Source organism: Pseudomonas sp. VEM90 (assembly GCF_054611535.1).
The window spans coordinates 111,551-125,940 of sequence record NZ_JBTRAR010000006.1; the positions used below are offsets into that span (position 1 = coordinate 111,551).

Consider the following 14,390-nt stretch of genomic DNA (forward strand, 5'->3'; position numbering starts at 1 on the left):
TGCTCCGCGCCATCTTCCCCGCATAGAATTGAGAACTATTCACAATCGCACATATCACTGGACTGGGCCTTCTCTACGATGCAGATCAACGACACGCTCAAGCCCACCGACGTCGCTCTGCTCTACCAGTCTCACCACGCCTGGTTGCGTGGCTGGTTACGCAGCCGGGTCGGTTGCAGTGAACATGCCGCAGACCTGGCCCAGGATACCTTCGTGCGGTTGCTGCGCGCCCGCCAGGTGTCGCCGCTTAAAGAACCGCGCGCCTACCTCAGCAGCATCGCCCGTGGCTTGATGATCGACCAGTTTCGCCGCCGCGCGCTGGAGCGGGCCTACCAGGAAAGCCTGGCTCACCTGCCCGAAGCAGAAGTGCCCAGCGAAGAGCATAAGCTTGTCATCCTCGATAGCCTGGAACGCCTCGACCGCGCCTTGCAGCAGTTGAAACCGCGCGTCCGCCAAGCGTTCCTGCTGGCCCAGTTAGACGGTTTGAGCATCGTACAGGTTGCCCAACGTCTGGAGGTGTCCAGGGCCACCGTTGAGCGCGACCTGGCCAAAGCCCTGGGCGCCTGCTACCGGTTGCGCTATGCCGATGCCTGAGGGTACACCCGCACAGGTGCAGGTCGATCAGGCCATCGACTGGCTGGTGAAGCTGCGTTTCGACAGCCCCAGCCCGCGCACCGAGCAGCAGTTCCAGCACTGGCTGGCCAGCCACCCACACAACCGCCTGGCCTGGCAGCGGGTCAGTAATCTGGGCGATGAACTGGCCGGGCTGCCCAAGGACCTGAGCCGACGCACCCTGGACGCTAGCCAGCGCCCAAAAGCCAGCCGCAGGGACCACCTGAAATTGCTGGGGCTGTTGGCCGTGGGCGGCAGCCTGGGCTGGGCCGCGCGCGAACCGCTAGGCCTGCCACAGCTGCTGGCCGACACCAGCACCGCCACAGGCGAACGGCGCCAATGGCAAGGCAGTGACGGCAGCCGTCTCCAGCTCAACACCGCCAGTGCCATCGATTTGCGCTACAGCGCGGTGCAACGCCAGCTGAAACTGATCCATGGCGAAGTCAGCCTGGACAGCAACCCCAACGACAACCGCCCGTTCCACGTCGCCACCCATGTCGGCCCGCTGACCACCTTCGATGGTCAGCTGTTGCTACGCAATAACAGCCAGGGACTGCTGCTGTCGGTGCGTCGTGGTGAAGTCACGCTGTTCCCTGCCTCGGCCTCAGCGAGGCAAGTGCTGCCGGGTGAAACCCTGCAAGTCGGAACCAACGGCAGCATTCAGGCCAGAACGCTGCACAACGACCCCTGGGGCTGGACCGAAGGTGTACTCAGCGTGCAGCAGATGCCACTTGCCGAGTTTGTCAGCGAACTCGGCCGCTACCGACCGGGGCTGTTGCGCTGCGCTCCAGAAGTGGCGGGCTTGAAGGTTTCAGGCACCTATCAGCTGGCTGACACCGGGCAAATCCTGCAACTGCTCACCCGCAGCCTGCCCGTACGGGTCGAGTACAGGACGCGCTACTGGGTAAGCATCGGCGCGGCGTAAAGGAATACTACTGCGCCACAGCCCGTATCCGCCCACGGCGCCGGTATGACTGCCTGGCAAAGCACACGAACAGCCCGGCCATCAGTGCCAGCGCCATGGGCAAACCATGCGGCGCGACATTCATGGCCGCCCCACTGATCAGCGGCCCGACCAGGCTGCCCACGCCCCACAGCAAGCCCACACTGGCATTGGCAGTGACCAGGTCCTGACCCTTGAAGCGCTGCCCGATAAGCACCAGCGCCAGGGTATAGATGCCCCCCGCCACCGCGCCCAGCACCACCAGCAATGGCCACAGCAGCCAGGTAAGATTCAGCAGCCAGGGCAAACCGATGCCGATCACCATCGCCACCAGCCCGCACGCCAGGTGCAGCCCTGTGCGCTCAACCCGGTCGGCCAACCAGCCCAGCGGCAGCTGGAACAGCATGTCACCGGCAAACACCACCGTCACCATCAACGCCGCCACGCCAACGGCAAAGCCATGGCTGGTGGCGTACACCGGCAGCAGCGACAGCACCACGGCATCGAAGAACGAGAAGAACAGCACCGCCATGCACAACGCCGGTGCCACCCGGAAGAACCCGGCCAAACCGAAGCTTTTTTCGCCCTCTTCGTGCGCGACATGGTCGTTGGGCACGGTCAGCACGATGCACAGCAGCGCCAGCCCATAACAGACCGTGACGACACCCGTGATCCACGGGCTGTCGGCGCCCAGCACTGCCAGCATGGCCGGGCCGAGCACCTGAAAGCCCGTAAAGCTGGTGGCGTACAGGGCCATGATCTTGCCGCGGTTATGTTCGGGGCACAATTCGTTGACCCACGACTCGCCGAGGATGATGGCGATCCCCATGCCAAGCCCCAGGCCCAAGCGCAGCAGCGCCAGCAGCCACAACGAGCCGAACGCCGACTCGAGCAAGGCGATGCTGACCGTGCACAGGCTGAAACACAGCAGATAGATGGTACGCCGGGTGAGATGGCGGCAGCAGACGTCGACCAGAAAAGCCGAGAGCATCATGCCGGCGGCAGGGATGGCCGAGATGATGCCGATTTCGAGTGTGCTCGCCCCCGCCTCATGCAGACGCAACGACACCAGCGGCAAGCTGGCCCCCAAACTGAAACCCACGACAGAAACGGCGAACAACAAGCCCGCCAATAAACGCATGTTCATGTACCACTCCTGGCAAACCGAAAAGACGTGCAGAAACAGGCGCGCACGCCAGAATGGCGAGCGACGCGAAAGCGCAGATCAGTTCAGGCGAGGTGTGGCGAGAAGGTGAAGGCAAACAGCACGCTGCGGCGGCGCTTGAGCACCGTGTCACTCGGCCATGCACGACGCAGTGCCTGGAAGGCAGGCTGACGGGTGTGTGGGAGGGACTGGGTACGGCGCATTGCTTTGGCTACTACGCAGGTGATTGAAAAAGAGGCGGCACTCTAGCCACCTCCAGGGGGCTCGTCAATTGCCCAGGGGCCTCTGCCAGGCCCCCGGTGCATTCAGCGTTTACCTGTACTTGGCAGGAACACCGCCAACAATCCGAACAATGGCAGGAACGAGCACAACCCGTATACATATTCGATACCCCGCAGGTCCGCTACGTACCCCAGCAGCGCAGCGCCAATGCCACCAAAACCGAACATCAGGCCAAAGAAGATACCGGCAATCATGCCCACGCTGCCCGGCACCAGTTCTTGCGCATACACCACGATCGCGGAAAACGCCGAAGCCAGGATAAAGCCGATCACCACGCTCAGTACTGTGGTCCAGAACAAATCGGCATACGGCAGCGCCAGCGTGAACGGCGTCACGCCCAGTATCGAAAACCAGATCACAGCCTTGCGCCCGATACGGTCACCGATAGGCCCGCCAAAGAAGGTGCCCGCCGCCACCGCGCCGAGGAACAGGAACAGGTGCAGCTGCGAGCTGGCCACCGACACACCGAACTTCTCGATCAGATAGAAGGTAAAGTAGCTGGTGAAGCTGGCCATGTAGAAGTACTTGGAAAACACCAGCAGGCCCAGCACGATCAACGCCGCAATTACCCGATTGCGCGAAATACCGTGGGTAGCCTGAACCGCCTTGCGCGCCTTGGCCTGATTGAGGTGCTCCTTGTACCAGCCGCGCAGCATCAGGGTGACGCCGAGGAAGAACAGCCCGGCCACACCGAACCACGCCACATGGGTCTGGCCGAACGGAATGACGATGGCCGCTGCCAGTAGCGGGCCCAGAGCGGAGCCGGTGTTGCCACCGACCTGAAAGGTCGATTGGGCCAGGCCGAAGCGCCCGCCCGAGGCCAGCCTTGCAATGCGCGAGGTTTCCGGGTGGAAGGTCGACGAGCCGATGCCCACCAGCGCCGACGCCAGCAGGATCATCGGGAAGCTGCCAACGAAGGCCAGCATCACGATCCCGACCAACGTGCACAGGGTGCCTAGCGGCAGCAGATCTGGCGTTGGCCGGCGGTCGGTAAAGAAGCCGACCCAAGGCTGCAACAGCGAGGCGGTGATCTGGAACGTCAGGGTGATCATGCCGATCTGGGCGAAGCTCAGGTCGTAGTTGGCCTTGAGCATCGGGTAGATTGCCGGCAGCACCGCCTGGATCAGGTCGTTGATCAAGTGCGCCAAGGCGCAGAAGCCGATGATACGCATCACCAACGGCGTGGCTTGGCTTGCCGCTGCCGGGGGGGATACGGTGGAGGCACTACTGGTGGCCATTTGCCTAAATCTCCGTCCTCAGGTTTGGGATCCGATTATCGGGAAACAAATAGATACATAGCTACCTTTTTTATCCCCCTGTCACCACGCACTTGAAAATGGTTCTCAATATAATTAGCATCCTCTGCTAAACACTCCTGTCATCGTTGGGCGAAACGGCCCCTGTCGTGAGCAGACTTAACCCATGAGCCCGATGCCCGCCAAGCAGCTGCAGCCCGACCCACAGCAGGACGCGCTGGAGTGGTTTTCGTTGCTGCGCCAACCCGGTTGCGACGAAACCCAGCGCCAAGCATTCGCGGCCTGGTGCCAGGTACAAGAGAACGCCCACGCCTACGCCGAGCTCGAGACGTTCTGGCAACAGCTGCAACCAGCACCTGCCCGCCCTCGCCCACGGCATGTCACTGTCCGTCGCAGTCACCTGGGTAAATGGTTGGCGCTTGCGTTCTTGCTAGGGTTGGGTGCTGCTGCTTACCTGTACTGGCCGCTGATGCAGCGTCTGACCAGCGAGCTGCACACCGATGAGGGAGAACGCCGCAGCATACGCTTGGCAGATGGCACGACCTTGAACCTGGACAGCGCCAGCGCGATGAACATCGACCTGCGCGGCCGCACCCGCCAACTGCACCTGGTGCAGGGCCAGGTGCATATGGAAGTGATGCTCGACGGGCGGGCCATGGAAGTGGAAGTTGGCAACGCACGCATCCAGGTATACGGCACGCGCTTGCAGATAGCCCGCCATGCAGGGCGTGACGAACTCGTGGTATTCAGTGGCAAGGCCATGGTCACCCAGGGGGGGGATCAGCGAATGGTCTCGGCAGGTGAGCGGGTAACCTTCGATGACACACGCATCGGCCGGGTGCAGAAGGCTGATCTGAAAACCGCTGACAGTTGGCGCAATGGCCGCCTGAAAGCCACAGACATGCCATTGAGGCAGGTGCTGGAGCGCCTCGCCGGTTACCAAGGGCAGCGCCTGTGGATGATGGATGAACAAGTGGCCCATCGCCGTGTGAGCGGCGACTTCAACCTGGACCGGCCTGGCCAAAGCCTGCAATCCCTGGCTGCAGCCCAGCAGTTGCAGTTGCTGGACGTGCTCGGGTACTGGCTTGTGGTGCGCTGAAACCGGGGCTGGCCGCTAAGTTTTTGAAAGCGTGCAAATTTTTTTTGAATTGAGTGTTGACAGGGGGGGCGTTCAAGAGAATAATGCGCGCCATCGGCTACATAGCTCAGTTGGTTAGAGCATAGCATTCATAATGCTGGGGTCCGGGGTTCAAGTCCCTGTGTAGCCACCAAACAAGACGAAGGGCTTACCGCAAGGTAAGCCCTTTTTCTTTGCCTGCGAAAAAGTTACTGATGCCCGCGCCAACCAATCCAGCAGCAGCCGGGCGCCGAATCACAGGTTTCGGCGCTGCTATCGTCGCCTCAACGTATTCCGGTCACCGCCACAGCCAGGCCAAGCCCGATCAATGCCAGACCAATGGCTCGGTCCACCAGCACTTGCCGCTCGATCATCGCCCTGCGCAATGCCGTACTGGAGAAAAATACCGCCACCAGGCTAAACCACAGCCAATGGGCAACGGACATGAACGCACCGTAGGCGAAGTTCAGCGCCAGCGAGCTACCAGGCTGAACCACTTGGGTGAAGGCGCTGATGACAAACAACATGGTCTTGGGGTTGAGGGCGTTGGTCAAAAAGCCGGTGCGCAGCGCTTGCAGTACGCTGGCAGCAGACTGGCCAACTCCGTCCAGGCTGATACGTTGCATGTTGGTCAATGACTTGTACCCGAGGCAAATCAGGTAGCCCGCACCCAGCACTTTCATGACGAAGAACAGCGTCGGGCTCTGGCTGATGATTACGGCAATGCCCAACACCGTGTACAACACATGCACCTGCACCCCCAGGGCGATACCTATGGCGGCAGCCAGCCCGGCCTTGCGGCCCTGCGCATAACTGCTGCGAGTGACCATGGCAAAATCGGCGCCAGGGCTGATGACGGCGAGCAAGGTGAACAGGGCGACGGCGATGAGTTCGGTCATGCTGAGGGCTCTCGATAGGCGATGGAAATGCACAGACCGCCGATTATCGAGCGCTTACAGATGCGGAAAAATCGATTTATGCTGAGATGAGTCTGATAGTTTTGCTCACAGATATGTACAGCCTGCCTTGGCCTCTTCGCGGGTAAACCCGTCTCCAGGGAAATATGTGACCATGTAGGAGCGGGTTTACCCGCGAAGAGGCCGGCACAGCTGAACAGGGATATCATGAAACTGCCGCCACTCAACGCCTTCCGCTACTTCGACATTGCCGCCCAGACCGAGAGCTTCGTGCGCGCCGCCGAGCACTTGCATGTCACTCACGGCGCGATCAGCCGCCAAGTTCGCCTGCTTGAAGAAAGCCTTGGCGTGGAACTGTTCGAGCGCCGCAACCGGGCCATTTTCCTCACCCCCGCCGGCCGTGCCCTGCAAGGCACCACCCAGGCGATCTTCGAACAACTCGAAGGCGCCGTGCAGCGCCTGCAGCAACAAGCTCGCGACAATGTGCTGGTGCTGTCTTGCGAACCGACCATCGCCATGCGCTGGCTGATTCCGCACCTGCCGCGCTTCCATGCCACCCACCCCGACCTTCAGTTGCACCTGGTAGCCGCAGGCGGCCCGCTGGACTTCGCGCGCAGCGGTGTCGACCTGGCAATTCGCCGCGACGACTTCCACTGGGACAACCAGTTGTACAGCCAGAAAATCTGCGACGAATGGATCGGCCCAGTTTGCCACTGCGCCTCCCCTGCCCTCCTTGAGGGCCAACGGCTGCTGCACAGCACCTCCCGCCCCGCTGCCTGGCCCACCTGGCTGCGCCTGAGCGGCCAGCAAGCGCGACACAGCGAACGCAGCGACTATGAGCATTTCTACCTGTCGATTCAGGCCGCCAGCGCCGGCCTGGGCCTGGCCATTGCCTCAGCCCTGATGGTGCGCGACGAACTCGACAGCGGGCAGTTGCAGGCGCCGTTCGGTTTTATGCGCGATGGCTCGGCCTACCACCTGCTCAGCCCACAGCCTCTGGCCGACAGCAGCAAGCGCCAGCGCTTCGCCGAGTGGGTAATGGACGAAAGCCGAGGCTGCCTGGCTCATTTGGGTTTGATGCAGAACGACACCCCTGCGCTGCCATCGCCACCCCAGGTGCGATAGCCGGCGGTATCCAAATGGATACGGCCTGATGGGTAGCGGCCCAGCCCCATGTTCCAGGTTTGCCCATGCTGCTGCCAGAAACGGCACAGCGGATTGGGATCGGCCCAGGCCGGCAGCAGTATATCGACGGCGAAAGCGCGGGTATGCGCACTGTTGGCCGCCCCGCCCGCACAGGCGTTCAGGCGCGGCGCACGGTAAGCCGAAACCACCTCGAACTGGCGCAGGATGCCTTGATCGTCGAGGGCCTTGATCAACGCGAGGGTCGAGCGTACAGCCGCCCAATTGCCGGGGGGCGGCACGGCGAAAGGCGATGCATGGCACAACTTCCAGTCCGATGCCGAGCGCAGCAACTGGTGGATTGGCACTACACCGTAAAGCCGGGCATCTACCAGCATTTCACGGAAGGGGCGGGTTTGATGATCGCCCGCCCACTGGGCGAACATCCACACGTCGCGCTCGTCCGCGTGGGCAGCGCTTGCGATACACAGGCCCGCTGCCAAAAGCAGTTGTCTCATTCTTTATCCGTCCCTGCCGAGAACAAAGCCTGCGCGCCCAGGTACGCCCCTGCAAGATCAGTCTTCGAACAGGGTACAGGCCATTACCAGAGCGTCTTCACGGCCGCCGGCGATCGGGTAATAGTCGCGGCGGCGGCCAATTTCGTTGAAACCGTAACGTTCGTATAAACGATAGGCCGACTGGTTGCTGGCGCGTACTTCCAGAAAACACTCGCGGCCATTGAGCTGATAGGCCCGGGCCATCAGGTGCTCGAGCAGGCGCAGGCCCAGGCCGCACCCTTGGTTTTCCGGTTTTACGGTGATGTTGAGCAGGTGCGCTTCATCGATGATCACGTTGATCACGCCATGGCCCACTTGCTGCTGGCCGTCGAACATCAGCCAGACTTCGTACGATTTGAGCGCATCCTGAAAAATTCCACGTGTCCAGGGATGACTGAATGCGGCATATTCGATCTTGAGTACGGCATCCAGATCCGCCTCGGTCATCGGGCGGAAGCTGATCGAGTCACTCATTCAACGCTCTTCCAGCGCGCCATCAGCTGGCGCATGGCTTTCCAGACGTCCGCCTTGCGTTGCGGCTCGTCCATCAACAGTTCAAGGCCCGGCAATGCCCAGGCGTCGCCCAGGCCGTCGAGCGTCAGGGTTTGGTAATAGGCGTCGGCATCGGCATTGGCGGCAAAACGCAGTGCCGGCAGGCCGACCAGCCACAGACAGGTACACGGGGCGTCTTCCAGGCGCGCCTGAACGAAGCCCTGGACGAAATCGCGCGCAGCCTTCGGCCCCTGGTCCATGTTGCCGCGCACCAGCAGTGGCCAGCGCACCGGCTCGCCGATGATCTGCGGGGCGTCGGACAGGCCGGCAGCGCGCAGCATGTCCTTAAGCAGCAGATAGGAGGGATCGCGGCTCTGGAACGGCTGACCGGTGGCCAGTTCCACCAACAGCAGGCAACTGCCGGCGCGCAACAACTGCAGCGAAAAGCGCGGTGGCGGCACCGGCGCCGGGCGCGGAGCAGCGGGCTGCTCTTGTGCCTCGGCGGGCTTGACGGCGGGTTTTGCCACACTGCCCGGGCGCGGGATCTCGATTTTAGGCCGCTCGCCGGAGCGGGCCTGGGGGATGACGGGCGTTTCGTTGGTTGCCGATGCCGGCCTGACCTCGAAATCGATGTCCTCGACCGGCACAACCGGCAGCAGCAGCTCGGGCCGCGACGGTGCGGCGAACGGCAGTTCGGCACGCGGCAGCCAGTGCACCACTTGCATGGCGGAAAGGTAGGCGCGGCGACGGGGTTCGGTCAGCAAGGGGCGGATATCCGAGGGCGTGAAGGCAATTGGGCATTCTAACGTGTACGCCGTGGTTTTTGCAGCGCCTATCAGACCGAGCGCCACCGCATCAACAACGCCCTACACCTACACATCCCATGGTTATCTCTCATTACAGACCAAGGGGTAAAAACCACCCCCGCGAATGCAGTACAATCGCCCCCTTTTTCTTGGCAACGAGTCGAAGCCAATGATCGAACCCAAGCGCGTCCTGCGCGCCCTAGCCGAACACTGGGCCCTGATCGAGCCGCTGTGCGAGCGTTTCGACCAGGGCACCCTGAGCCTGGTCGAACTGCGCCAGCATGTGGCCCGCCAGCAGCTCGAAAGCACCCCGCAGGACATCACCCAGCTACTCGACGTGTGGATCCGCCTGGATATCCTGGTCCCGGTGGCCAAAAGCCCGAACCGTTTCGAGCTCAACGCGCAGATCCACGATTTCCTCGCCTACCTGCGCCGCGAACACCGGCTGGGCCTGTGCCTGGAGATCGAAGCCTACTTGCGTCACCTGGAGCGCCTGGCCGGGCACATCCAGGATGCCTTCGACAACCGCGACAGCGACGACCTGGCACGCCAGCTGCGCCTGCTCGACATGCGTGTGCGCGATGTGCTGAAGAAGCTCGACAACGACGAGCAGGCGCTGGTGGCCGTGGCCGAACGGGCCAAGACCAGCAACCGCCAGATTCCGCTGCGCCAGCGTTATGCCGAAGTACTGGCCACCTGGGACGAATACGTCGAGCCGATGATCCAGCTGGTCAACGCCGACGGCGCCTTCGAGCAGGGCGTACGCAAGGTCGAGACCGTGCTGCTGAAACTGTTGGGCGAACAAGCGCGCCTGGGCCACCTGGTCGACGACGACATGCTGCTGCGCACCCACGCGCGCATCCTTGAAATGCAGACCAGCGCCCAGTTGACCCTGCGCCACGCCCGCGAACTGCTGCTGCCTCTGCGCGAAGAAGCCCGCCGGCACAACGCCGTGACTCGCGGCGCCGCACTGGCCCTGTCGGTGATCCGGCGCAAGGGCATCGATGCCGTGCCGCAAGCGGCCATGCCGATGTTCACCCGCCCGCAAAGCACCTTCCTTGGCAGTGCCAGCCAGGTCGAGGCCTACGTTTACGCCCTGGCCCGCTTCGAGCCCAAGCCGGCGCGCTTCCCCAAAGCCCACAAGACCCAGTCCGGCGCCCTGCCCCGTGCCCCGCGCACGGTCAAGGAAATGGCCGAACGCTGCGAACAGGCCCTGCCATTGCCCGACCTGATGGTCTGGCTACTGGAGCAGGAGCCCGAAGGCGCCACCGACGAGCTGCTGTACTGGTTCTCGCGCCTGTCGCGGGAAAAGCGCTTCAAGCGCGAACGCCTCGACCGCCGCGAATACACCACTCAGGAACATTTGGTCAGCCTGCATTCGTTCGCCCTGACCTCCAGCCGCGAAGACGCCCCCAGCGCGCCTACCGAACCCAACGCGAGCCCAGCCCATGCATCTTGATCTTTCCGAACTGTCCCAGCTCGCGCCGATCTTCCGCGAGCTGTTCAAAGGCTTCCACGTCAGCCGGCGCGACCCTGAGCTGTACGCCCAGCTGTCGAACTTCCAGGACCAGTACCGCACCCTGTTCAAGGCCCTGGGCTTCGAACTGGTATGCGACACCCGTGGTTTCTACTACTTCGTCCCGGACATGACCGCCGCGCAGGTCAACAAGACCGCGCAGCGCCTGTCGCTGTTCACCTTCATCCTGGTCGAGCACCTTGCTGACCAGGGCCGCGACCCGATGGCCGTGCTAGATGGCGGCAGCATCGGCCGCGACGAACTGCCCTCGCTGCTGGACAAGTACCGCGACCTGTTCCTGCAGGCCGAAGTGCAGACCGTGGACGAGCTGGAAGAAAAAATCCTGCGCCGCATGACCCAGCTCGGCTTCGCCCATGAAGAAGGCGGCATCTACCGCTTCCTGCCGCCCATGCACCGCTTCCTCGATGTGTGCCTTTCGGTGCAGCAGGACCGCGACCTGGCCGCCACCCTGCACAGCGCCCTGCCGCTGCCGACCCCAGTACTGGTCGAGGAAGAAAGCGCCGAAGAACTCAACCGTACCGACGACCCGCTCGACCTCACGCCTTTCCAGGGCGAGGAAAGCGAAGAGGACGCCCTGGCCCGGGCCATCCGCGAAGAGCAACAGGAGATTGACGCATGAGCCAGGAACGCTACGGCATCCGCCGCTTCGCATTGCTCAACACCGCCGGCTACAGCCTTGGCCTGTTCCCGCTGGAGCACCCGCTGTCGGTATACGGTGCCAACAACCTGGGTAAATCGGCGTCGATCAACGCCCTGCAGTTCCCGATCCTGGCACGCATGTCGGACATGAGCTTCGGCAAGTACAGCCTTGAGCAGTCGCGCCGCTTCTACTTCGCCAGCGATACCTCGTACATTCTCTGCGAACTGAGCCTGCCTCACGGCCCGCACGTGATCGGCGTGGTCGGGCGCGGCCCGGGTGGCGGTTTCGGCCACCAGTTCTTCGCCTACAAGGGCGAACTGGACCTGGCCCACTACCAGAAGAACGACACCTGCCTGCGTCAGAAAGAGCTGTTCACCAACCTTGAGCGCTTGGGGATCAAGGCTTACGAACTGAAGCCGGACGAACTGCGCCGACTACTGGTGGGCGGGCATACCTCGGTGCCGCTGGACCTGACCATGATCCCGCTGCGCTCCACCAGCGAGCAAAGCCTGAAAACTTTCCGCGCGCTGTTCATCAACCTGCTGCACATGCGTGAGATCACCGCCGCCAAACTCAAGCAGCTGTTCCTCGACGCCTTCGAGCACAGCCTGCGCTCGGGCAGCGTCGACTACATCGCTGCATGCGAGGAAGCCTTCCGCGACGTACGCCGCATGGAGCAGGACTACAACGCCCTGGTCGCTGCCGGTCCGCTGGTCGAGGCCCTGGCCGGTGGCGTGGCCCAGCGCGACATCCTGCGTGGCAAGCTGCACCGCATTTCGCCTGTGCTCGACACCCTGCTGGGCACCTGGCAGGAATACGCCATGGCGCGCAAGGAAGAGTTGGTCATCCAGTCCGAGCATTACCGTGGCGAGCAGGACCGCCTGCAGAACGACCAGCGCGGCGGCACACAGGAGCTGATGCGCCTGGAGCGTGAAATTACCGGTATCCAGCGCTGGCTAGGCGAGCTGTCGGTGCTCAAGCACCGCTTTGCGCTGGTTGATGACGTCAAGGTGCTGGAACAGCAACTGCTGGCGGCCAAGGACGCCCACGACGAGTTGGCCGGCGCGCTGGCCCAGTCACGCCAGTTCAGTGCCGAAGACCTCGACGAGCGCGTACGCGACCTGGAAAAACGCCTGAAGCAGGTCAAGCAGCAGCTGGATCACGCTGACAACAATAGCTATGCCCGCCTGCGCGAAGAGTTCTCGCAGCAGGACGTCGACCGCCTGATGCGCCTGTTCAACGGCGCGCTGTTCAGCCTGCCGCTGGGCGATCGCGGTATCGAGCTGGACGACAGCGACCTGTGGGTAAAATCGCTGGAAGCGGTGCTCGACGGCTTCAAGGGCGAACGCTTCGAGGCCCCGGGCCTGGCCATTGACCTGACCCACATCGACCCGCCGGCACTGCAGGCCCTGGCCGACCGCGCCGCCCTGCGCGACCAGAAAGAGCGCCTGGAAAAAGAGCTCAAGCAGCTCAAGACCCAGCAGGCCGTGGCCGCCGACCGCTCCGCCTCCAAAGCGCAGACCGAAACCCTGTACCAGGAAGTGCTGGACGCGCAGAAGGCGCTGGAAGACTTCCGCCGCAGCCAGACCCTCGCCGCCGAAGAGCCCGAGAAACTGGAACAGCTTTCGCAACTGGAAGCGGCCCAGGACGAACTCAAGCGCTCCAGCGACGCCTTCACCGAGCGCGTCCAGCAGCTGTCAGCCAAGTTGCAACTGGTCGGCCGCCAGCTCGGCGACCTCGAGTCCAAGCAGCGCACCCTGGAAGACGCCCTGCGCCGTCGCCAGCTGCTGCCGGCCGACCTGCCCTACGGCACGCCATACATGGAAGCCATCGACGACTCGATGGACAACCTGCTGCCGCTGCTCAATGACTACCAGGACAGCTGGCAAAGCCTGCAGCGAGTGGACAACCAGATCGAGGCGCTGTACGCCCAGGTGCGCCTGAAAGGCGTTGCCAAGTTCGACAGCGAAGACGACATGGAACGCCGCCTGCAACTGCTGGTGAACGCCTACGCGCACCGTACCGACGAAGCCCTGACCTTGGCCAAGGCACGCCGCGCCGCGGTCACCGATATCGCCCGAACCCTGCGCAACATCCGCAGCGACTACGACAGCCTCGAGCACCAGCTGGCCCTGTTCAACCGCGAGATCAACAAGCGCCAGGTGTCCAACCTGGAAAGCTTCCGCGTGGTACTGGCGCCGAACAAGGAAGCGCTCAAGCACATCGACCAGATTATCCACAGTGCCGGCCAGTACGAAGAAGGCGAAACCCTGTCGGTCTTCGACCTGACCCAAAGCGCAGACCAGGACAACAAGAACGAAGAGGCCAAGGAGTACCTGGCACGGCTGGTGGCGGCCAACCACAACCAGCTGGGCCTGAAGGACCTGTTCGAGCTGGCGTTCGAGATCACCAAGGTCAATGGCCAGCCGATCATCCACGCCGACATTGACGGCGCGGCGTCCAACGGCACCACCATGACCATCAAGGCGCTGACCAACATGTACCTGTTGCTGCACCTGATGGACCGAGACCTGGCCGGGCGCATTCGCCTGCCGTACTACCTGGACGAAGCGGCAGACATCGACGAACGCAACCAGGCGGCACTGCTGGAGACCAGCCAGCAACTGGGCTTCGTGCCGATCCTGGCGAGTGTGAAACCACAGGTCTCGGCGCACGTTGCGATCGACCTGGAAGGTGGCAGCGGGCCGAACGGCATCTACATCGACGAGGCGGACTGGAAGTTCATCAGCCGGCTGGATGAAGTGAAAGCGGTTGTGCGTGAGGATCAGACCGAGGAACTGGCCTGAGATAGCCGGGGCCGCGTTGCGGCCCATTCGCGGGTGAACCCGCTCCTACGACGGCCTGCGCGATGCGTATGTAGGAACGGGTTTACCCGCGAATACGGTGGCGACTGCAACGGTGAACGGCGGGTGGAAATTGGCCA

At 62.9% G+C, this 14,390-nt stretch carries 14 protein-coding genes and 1 tRNA gene; 8 read left to right on the forward strand and 7 right to left on the reverse strand.

Going from position 1 to position 14,390, the window contains the following annotated elements; translation table 11 throughout:
- The first annotated feature begins 78 nt into the window (after positions 1–78).
- Positions 79–594 carry a sigma-70 family RNA polymerase sigma factor gene (locus ACYCCG_RS08355; RefSeq protein WP_176684944.1) on the forward strand — a complete coding sequence of 172 codons (516 nt, stop codon included), beginning with the start codon at positions 79–81 and terminating at the stop codon, positions 592–594.
- Positions 581–1,537, forward strand: coding sequence for a FecR domain-containing protein (locus ACYCCG_RS08360; protein ID WP_459670019.1), 957 nt, complete (start codon positions 581–583; stop codon positions 1,535–1,537). The genes ACYCCG_RS08355 and ACYCCG_RS08360 overlap by 14 nt, the downstream gene beginning before the upstream one ends.
- 7 nt (positions 1,538–1,544) lie before the next feature.
- On the opposite strand, the gene ACYCCG_RS08365 is transcribed toward ACYCCG_RS08360, so the two are convergent.
- The 3 genes from ACYCCG_RS08365 to ACYCCG_RS08375 all read right to left on the reverse strand — a co-directional run bounded on the left by ACYCCG_RS08365 (position 1,545) and on the right by ACYCCG_RS08375 (position 4,240).
- Positions 1,545–2,702 (reverse strand): MFS transporter, encoded by a 1,158-nt coding sequence (locus ACYCCG_RS08365; protein ID WP_176684942.1) that lies wholly within the window; start codon positions 2,700–2,702, stop codon positions 1,545–1,547.
- Between the two features lie 83 nt (positions 2,703–2,785).
- Positions 2,786–2,923, reverse strand: coding sequence for a hypothetical protein (locus tag ACYCCG_RS08370; protein ID WP_209968068.1), 138 nt, complete (start codon positions 2,921–2,923; stop codon positions 2,786–2,788).
- Positions 2,924–3,025: 102 nt separating this feature from the next.
- The gene (locus ACYCCG_RS08375) at positions 3,026–4,240 is read right to left on the reverse strand and encodes an MFS transporter (RefSeq protein WP_459670021.1); all 1,215 of its coding nucleotides are present in this window, start codon (positions 4,238–4,240) and stop codon (positions 3,026–3,028) included.
- A gap of 193 nt (positions 4,241–4,433) precedes the next feature.
- Here ACYCCG_RS08375 and ACYCCG_RS08380 point away from each other — a divergent pair, with 193 nt between their 5' ends.
- Entirely contained in the window at positions 4,434–5,357 is a 924-nt protein-coding gene (locus ACYCCG_RS08380; protein ID WP_176685008.1) for a FecR family protein, read from the forward strand.
- Between the two features lie 95 nt (positions 5,358–5,452).
- Positions 5,453–5,529: transfer RNA gene (locus tag ACYCCG_RS08385), tRNA-Met, on the forward strand.
- 130 nt (positions 5,530–5,659) lie between these two features.
- Here ACYCCG_RS08385 and ACYCCG_RS08390 read toward each other — a convergent pair.
- Positions 5,660–6,274 carry a LysE family translocator gene (locus ACYCCG_RS08390; RefSeq protein ID WP_459670024.1) on the reverse strand — a complete coding sequence of 205 codons (615 nt, stop codon included), beginning with the start codon at positions 6,272–6,274 and terminating at the stop codon, positions 5,660–5,662.
- Between the two features lie 225 nt (positions 6,275–6,499).
- Here ACYCCG_RS08390 and ACYCCG_RS08395 point away from each other — a divergent pair, with 225 nt between their 5' ends.
- Positions 6,500–7,417, forward strand: a complete 918-nt coding sequence (locus ACYCCG_RS08395) for a LysR substrate-binding domain-containing protein (protein ID WP_459670026.1) — start codon at positions 6,500–6,502, stop codon at positions 7,415–7,417.
- Here ACYCCG_RS08395 and ACYCCG_RS08400 read toward each other — a convergent pair.
- The 3 genes from ACYCCG_RS08400 to ACYCCG_RS08410 are packed head-to-tail and all read right to left on the reverse strand — an operon-like array spanning position 7,357 to position 9,227.
- Complete coding sequence (locus tag ACYCCG_RS08400) at positions 7,357–7,932, reverse strand: D-Ala-D-Ala carboxypeptidase family metallohydrolase (protein WP_459670027.1); 576 nt, start codon at positions 7,930–7,932, stop codon at positions 7,357–7,359. The genes ACYCCG_RS08395 and ACYCCG_RS08400 overlap by 61 nt on opposite strands.
- Positions 7,933–7,989: 57 nt before the next feature.
- Positions 7,990–8,445, reverse strand: coding sequence for a ribosomal protein S18-alanine N-acetyltransferase (gene rimI / locus ACYCCG_RS08405; protein WP_004575708.1), 456 nt, complete (start codon positions 8,443–8,445; stop codon positions 7,990–7,992).
- The gene (locus ACYCCG_RS08410) at positions 8,442–9,227 is read right to left on the reverse strand and encodes an energy transducer TonB (protein ID WP_339443639.1); all 786 of its coding nucleotides are present in this window, start codon (positions 9,225–9,227) and stop codon (positions 8,442–8,444) included. The genes rimI and ACYCCG_RS08410 overlap by 4 nt, the downstream gene beginning before the upstream one ends.
- Positions 9,228–9,438: 211 nt before the next feature.
- Here ACYCCG_RS08410 and mksB point away from each other — a divergent pair, with 211 nt between their 5' ends.
- The 3 genes from mksB to mksF are packed head-to-tail and all read left to right on the forward strand — an operon-like array spanning position 9,439 to position 14,253.
- On the forward strand, positions 9,439–10,728 hold the full coding sequence (gene mksB, locus ACYCCG_RS08415; protein WP_003247449.1) for an Mks condensin complex protein MksB: 1,290 nt from the start codon (positions 9,439–9,441) through the stop codon (positions 10,726–10,728).
- Positions 10,718–11,425: an Mks condensin complex protein MksE gene (gene mksE, locus ACYCCG_RS08420; RefSeq protein WP_003247452.1), complete on the forward strand. Its 708-nt coding sequence runs from the start codon at positions 10,718–10,720 to the stop codon at positions 11,423–11,425. Before mksB ends, mksE begins: the two co-directional genes overlap by 11 nt.
- Positions 11,422–14,253 carry an Mks condensin complex protein MksF gene (gene mksF / locus ACYCCG_RS08425; RefSeq protein ID WP_176684935.1) on the forward strand — a complete coding sequence of 944 codons (2,832 nt, stop codon included), beginning with the start codon at positions 11,422–11,424 and terminating at the stop codon, positions 14,251–14,253. Before mksE ends, mksF begins: the two co-directional genes overlap by 4 nt.
- The last annotated feature ends 137 nt before the right edge of the window (positions 14,254–14,390 follow it).

What these genes read in the sequence shown, in the direction of transcription:
- ACYCCG_RS08355 (WP_176684944.1), top strand. Translation starts at nt 79, where the DNA reads ATGCAGATCAACGACACGCTCAAGCCCACCGACGTCGCTCTGCTCTAC.
- ACYCCG_RS08360 (WP_459670019.1), top strand. Translation starts at nt 581, where the DNA reads ATGCCGATGCCTGAGGGTACACCCGCACAGGTGCAGGTCGATCAGGCC.
- ACYCCG_RS08365 (WP_176684942.1), bottom strand. Translation starts at nt 2,702, where the DNA reads ATGAACATGCGTTTATTGGCGGGCTTGTTGTTCGCCGTTTCTGTCGTG.
- ACYCCG_RS08370 (WP_209968068.1), bottom strand. Translation starts at nt 2,923, where the DNA reads ATGCGCCGTACCCAGTCCCTCCCACACACCCGTCAGCCTGCCTTCCAG.
- ACYCCG_RS08375 (WP_459670021.1), bottom strand. Translation starts at nt 4,240, where the DNA reads ATGGCCACCAGTAGTGCCTCCACCGTATCCCCCCCGGCAGCGGCAAGC.
- ACYCCG_RS08380 (WP_176685008.1), top strand. Translation starts at nt 4,434, where the DNA reads ATGCCCGCCAAGCAGCTGCAGCCCGACCCACAGCAGGACGCGCTGGAG.
- ACYCCG_RS08390 (WP_459670024.1), bottom strand. Translation starts at nt 6,274, where the DNA reads ATGACCGAACTCATCGCCGTCGCCCTGTTCACCTTGCTCGCCGTCATC.
- ACYCCG_RS08395 (WP_459670026.1), top strand. Translation starts at nt 6,500, where the DNA reads ATGAAACTGCCGCCACTCAACGCCTTCCGCTACTTCGACATTGCCGCC.
- ACYCCG_RS08400 (WP_459670027.1), bottom strand. Translation starts at nt 7,932, where the DNA reads ATGAGACAACTGCTTTTGGCAGCGGGCCTGTGTATCGCAAGCGCTGCC.
- rimI (WP_004575708.1), bottom strand. Translation starts at nt 8,445, where the DNA reads ATGAGTGACTCGATCAGCTTCCGCCCGATGACCGAGGCGGATCTGGAT.
- mksB (WP_003247449.1), top strand. Translation starts at nt 9,439, where the DNA reads ATGATCGAACCCAAGCGCGTCCTGCGCGCCCTAGCCGAACACTGGGCC.
- mksE (WP_003247452.1), top strand. Translation starts at nt 10,718, where the DNA reads ATGCATCTTGATCTTTCCGAACTGTCCCAGCTCGCGCCGATCTTCCGC.
- mksF (WP_176684935.1), top strand. Translation starts at nt 11,422, where the DNA reads ATGAGCCAGGAACGCTACGGCATCCGCCGCTTCGCATTGCTCAACACC.